4 protein-coding genes are annotated in these 5,121 nt (G+C 65.9%); 1 reads left to right on the plus strand and 3 read right to left on the minus strand.

Annotated elements, in window-relative coordinates; all coding sequences use genetic code 11:
* The 3 genes from ABWP09_RS06065 to ABWP09_RS06075 form a co-directional block, all read right to left on the minus strand.
* The coding region (locus ABWP09_RS06065; RefSeq protein WP_353204250.1) for a ribonucleoside-diphosphate reductase subunit alpha at positions 1-1,939 on the minus strand (1,939 nt) is incomplete at its 3' end.
* A 412-nt stretch (positions 1,940-2,351) separates the two neighbouring features.
* The gene (locus ABWP09_RS06070) at positions 2,352-3,737 is read right to left on the minus strand and encodes a sensor histidine kinase (RefSeq protein ID WP_353204251.1); all 1,386 of its coding nucleotides are present in this window, start codon (positions 3,735-3,737) and stop codon (positions 2,352-2,354) included.
* 154 nt (positions 3,738-3,891) lie between these two features.
* The gene (locus ABWP09_RS06075; RefSeq protein WP_353204252.1) at positions 3,892-4,548 is read right to left on the minus strand and encodes a response regulator; all 657 of its coding nucleotides are present in this window, start codon (positions 4,546-4,548) and stop codon (positions 3,892-3,894) included.
* 123 nt (positions 4,549-4,671) lie between these two features.
* Between ABWP09_RS06075 and ABWP09_RS06080 the strand changes: the two genes are divergently transcribed.
* Positions 4,672-5,121, plus strand: a 450-nt coding sequence (locus ABWP09_RS06080) for a hypothetical protein (protein ID WP_353204253.1), incomplete at its 3' end; no start/stop codon positions are given.

The following is a 5,121-nucleotide window of genomic DNA, read 5'->3' on the forward strand; positions in this document are numbered from 1 at the left end:
ACTGGCACGCCAGACATTCATCGTAATTCTTCACTTCAATGTCGAATTGCGGCTTTTCGATCGTGTTGTCGGCCTCAACCCCACCGGCGAACCCGGCGCGCTGGACCGATTTGGAGCGGAGATAGTAAAGCGACTTGATGCCCAATTCCCACGCGCGGAAGTGGAGCATGAGCAAGTCCCATTTCTCGACATCGGCGGGGATGAACAGGTTCAGGCTGGTGGCCTGGTCGATATAGGGCGTGCGGTCGGCCTGGAGTTCGATCAGCCAGCGCTGGTCGATCTCGAAGCTGGTCTTGAAGCAATCCTTTTCCTCGGTGCTGAGGAAATCGAGATGCTGGACCGACCCGCCTTGTTCGAGGATCGAATTCCACACCGCGTCGCTGTTCTTCGATTTCTCGTTGAGCAGCTTTTCGAGATAGGGGTTCTTGATCGAGAAGCTGCCCGACAGCGTCTTGTGGGTGTAGATATTGGCGGGGATCGGCTCGATGCACGCCGAGGTGCCGCCGCAAATGATGCTGATCGACGCGGTCGGCGCGATCGCCATCTTGCAGCTGAAACGCTCCATCACGCCCATGTCGGCGGCATCGGGGCATGGACCACGCTCGGTCGCGAGGTGCATCGAGGCTTCGTCGACCTGGCCCTTGATGTGCTTGAACATGCGCAAGTTCCACGACTTGGCCATCGCGCCTTCGAACGGCAGCCCGCGCGCCTGCAGGAACGAGTGGAAGCCCATCACGCCCAGGCCGACCGAACGCTCGCGCATTGCGGAATAAGCGGCTTGCTCCATGCCGGGTTCGGCGCGGTCGATGAAATCCTGCAGGACATTGTCGAGGAAACGCATCACGTCCTCAATAAAGCCCTTCTCGTCCTTCCACTGGTCCCACGTCTCGAGATTGAGCGAGGACAGGCAGCACACGGCAGTGCGCTCATTGCCCAAATGATCGGTGCCGGTCGGCAGCGTGATCTCGCTGCACAGGTTCGAGGTCGAGACCTTGAGGCCGAGATCGCGGTGATGCTTCGGCATCGCCTTGTTCACATGATCGGCGAAGATGATGTACGGCTCGCCCGTCGCGAGGCGCGTTTCAACGAGCTTCTGGAATAGCGAGCGCGCATCGACGGTGGCGCGCGCTGAGCCGTCCTTCGGGCTGGTGAGCGTCCATTCATCGCCCGCGCGGACCGCTTCCATGAAGGCGTCGGTCAGCAACACGCCGTGGTGCAGGTTGAGCGCCTTGCGGTTGAAATCGCCCGAGGGTTTGCGGATTTCGAGGAATTCCTCGATCTCGGGGTGCGACACGTCGAGATAGACCGCCGCCGACCCGCGCCGCAGCGAGCCCTGGCTGATCGCCAGCGTCAGCGAATCCATCACGCGCACGAACGGGATGATGCCCGAGGTCTTGCCGTTGAGGCCAACCGGCTCGCCGATGCCGCGGACATTGCCCCAATAGGTGCCGATCCCGCCGCCGCGCGACGCAAGCCAGACATTCTCGTTCCAGGTATCGACGATGCCGTTGAGGCTGTCGGGCACCGAGTTGAGGAAGCAGGAGATGGGCAGACCGCGCCCGGTGCCGCCGTTCGACAGCACCGGCGTCGCGGGCATGAACCACAGCCGCGAAATGTAGCTGTAGAGCCGCTGCGCGTGTCCCGCATCGTCGGCATAGGCCGAGGCGACGCGCACGAACAAATCCTGGAAGGTTTCGCCGGGCAGCAAATAGCGGTCCTTGAGCGTATCCTTGCCGAAATCGGTGAGCAGCGCGTCGCGCGAATGGTCGACCTCTACGGGGTAGAGCTGCGCACGCACTTCCTTCGAATCGCCGCGTGCGGCGAGCGTGCGGTTGGCACCGCTCGTGTCGCTGACGGGCTGGGCTGCGCTGGTCGTCAGCGCCTCGATCGTATCGGTAGCCATGTCCGTAGTCGCTTCCCTGCTGTCCCGAAAATCCATCGTCATCGCCTTCGTCTTTTCCGCCACATATCGGACCGCAGCGCGGCCATTTCACGATGGCGCGTTCCCGGTCCGTTCGAATCGGGGGTCGAACCCCCATGCTATCATTTCCGGGCGACCGCACGAGAACAAAATAAGCCCACCCCGCGTTATCAACACGGGCCACGACGTCTCTGCCATATGGGGTTTTAGGCTATGTTCTACCAGCTCTTGGGTTCGCCCCCGATCTCAACCCCAACAGATTGTGCCGGATCGCTCGGCGGCGCAAGTCGGTAAATGACAAATTAGCGACTCAACTCGTCGCTATTTTGACTCGGTTCACAGCAGGTCCGAAGCGGCCCTATCGTGCGACGCGCGGTCAAAGCTGGCACGCGCGAAACGCAAGAGACCGAAGCGGGAACATAACTTTTTTTCACACACCGGATGAATGCGACGTCTGGAGCGATTGCGGCAGTTCGACGATCGCGGCCAGGCCCCCGAGGCTCGCAGATTCGAGCGTTAGCGTGCCGCCGTAGAGCGTCGCGAGTTCGTATGCGATCGACAAGCCGAAGCCGTGGCCGTCGCCGCGTTCGTCGAGTCGTTGCACTGCCGCACACGCCGCGCCGCGCAATTCGGGGGCGATGCCGATGCCGTCGTCTTCGATGCACAGGCGGGCGAAGCGCGCGTCCGACCCCACTGTGGCGGTCACGGCAATCCGGCTGGCGGCCCAGCGCCAGCCATTGTCGAGCAAATTGCCGATCAATTCGTCGAGATCCTGCCGATCGACCGCGACGCTGAGATCCGGGGCGATCTCCACGCGGGCGGTGACGCCGCGATCGGCATGGATGCGGGCGAGCGCGTCGGTCAGATCGGCGAGCACGGGGGCAAGCGGGGTGGCGACGCGCAGCGCGCCGCCCGGCGTCGCGGCGCGCGCGCGGCCGAGGTGATGGCGCACGGCGCGGTCGATCCGGTCGACCTGTTCGCGCAAACGACCGTCGGGGTCGTGCGGCGGAAGCGCGAGCGCGAGCGTTGCCAGCGGCGTCTTGAGCCCGTGCGCGAGATTGGCGACATGGCCGCGGGCATTGGCGAGCGCTGCGGTATTTTCGGCGAGCAACGCGTTGATTTCGGTCGCGAGCGGGGCGAGTTCGCTCGGCTGGTCTGCGGGCAACGCCGCGGCCTTGCCCGCGCGGATCGCAGTCAGGCTCTCACGCATCGCCTTGAGCGGGCGCAGGCCGATGCGGAGTTGCACGAGCGTGGCGATCGTGAGCGCCACGCCGAGCAACAGCAGCGAGCCGAGCAGCGGCAGCATCGCGGCGCGGAGCGGACGGTCGACGATCGCGCGCGGGGCGGAGGCAGTGATGCGAACAGGGCCGGCGGGGGTGGCAAGCATCAAGCTGCGCGCGTGGCGCGGGCCGTCGCGATCGCGCCAGTCGAGCGCTTGCGGATCGTCGCGGTCACGGTGGTGGCGCGCGAAGGGTGGGCCGTCGGGGAAGGGCGGGCGTGCCTCCATCGCATCGAGATCGGGCGGGGTGGGGGAGGCGATCGTGCGCCCGCTGGCATCGACTCGCCATCCCCAGCCCGAGCGCGGATCGTCATAGGGGGCGGCGAGGATCAAGCGGCTGCGATCGATCGCGCCATCGGGACGGATCGCTTGCGCAAGGACGGCGATTTGCGCGTCGAGCCGATCGTCGAGCCCGTGCATCACGAAGCGGTCGAGCACCGAACCGATTGCAAAGGCGGCAAAGGCGAGCGCGGCGAGCGTTGCGATCAGCGCGGTCGCGAGCAAGCGGCCGTAGAGGGAGCGGGGGAGGAGGGTCATGCGCCGTGGCTCATTTCGTGCTCCCTGCGAGCCTCTTTCCCCGCTCCCGTCATCCCCGCGAAAGCGGGGACCCAACTCGTGTCGCCGGTGATGGGTCCCCGCTTTCGCGGGGATGACAACGCATGGAATTGGTGACGGGCCATGCGGTCGCGCATCACGCCACCACCCGATAGCCGCGGCCACGCACCGTTTCGATCCGCTCCGCGCCGATCTTCTTGCGCAAGCGCCCGACGATCACTTCGAGCGAATTGGACTCGGGATCGGCATCGCCTTCATAGACATGGTCGAGCAGATCGAGCCGGTCGACCACCACGCCCTTGCGCAGCATCAGCGTCGTCAGCACGCGCCATTCGAGCGCGGTGAGGCGCAAGGGGAGCCCGTCGCGTTCGACCTGGCCGGTCTGCGCATCGAACGTGACCGACCCGCAGACGATGCGCGCGGCGGCGTGGCCAGCGGCACGGCGCACCAGCGCGCGCAACCGCATGACGAGTTCCTCGACGCGGAATGGCTTGGTCAGATAATCGTCGGCCCCGGCGCGGAAGCCCGCGACCTTCTCCGACCAGCCGTCGCGCGCCGTCAGGATCAGCACCGGCAGCGCGCGTCCGGCGGCGCGCCATTCCTCCAGCACGGTGATGCCCGATTTGATCGGCAGGCCGAGATCGAGCACCGCGGCGTCATAGCTGCCCGTGTCGCCGAGATGCGCGCCATCTTCGCCATTCGCGGCCACATCGACCGCGAAATTTTCGGCGCGCAGCGCGCGGGCGATGGCGTCGGCGAGCGCGGTGTCGTCCTCGACCAGCAGGATGCGCATGGGTGTGTCCTTTGGTCCGTTTGCTAGGCGGCGTCGCTAAACCGGGGCTGAACCGCCGGGTTCAGCGGGGTGGTGGGGCGATCGCCTGGAAAGGGCAACACCAACCAGCAAGGATTGCAGACAATGACCGATGCCATCGAAGGACCGACCCCAACCCCGACCGAACCGAAGCGGGCGCGGCGCTTTTCAACGCGGACCGCGCTGGTCGCCGCGGCCTTGCTCGCGGTCGGAGTCGGCGGCGGCGCGACGGTTGCGCACATGAGCGCGCCCGCGGTCGAGATGGCACCGGCCAATCCGGTGGCGATCCCGTCGCTGGCGGATGGCGAGTCGATCGTCACGGTGCGCGGCAAGGTCGCCGAAATCTATGGGCGCGCCTTTATCCTGGCCGATGGCCGCGGACGCGCGCTGGTCGAGACCGGACGGCATCGCGGCTTCATGGACGGTGCGACGAGCCTGGTCGCGATCGGCCAGACGGTGACGGTACAAGGCCGTTTCCACGACGGGACGATCCACGCTTCGTTTCTGGTCGGGGCCGATGGCAAGGTGACGGCGTTGCGGCCGATGGGGCCGCCG

The organism is Sphingomonas sp. (genome assembly GCF_040398505.1).
GTDB lineage: Bacteria > Pseudomonadota > Alphaproteobacteria > Sphingomonadales > Sphingomonadaceae > Sphingomonas.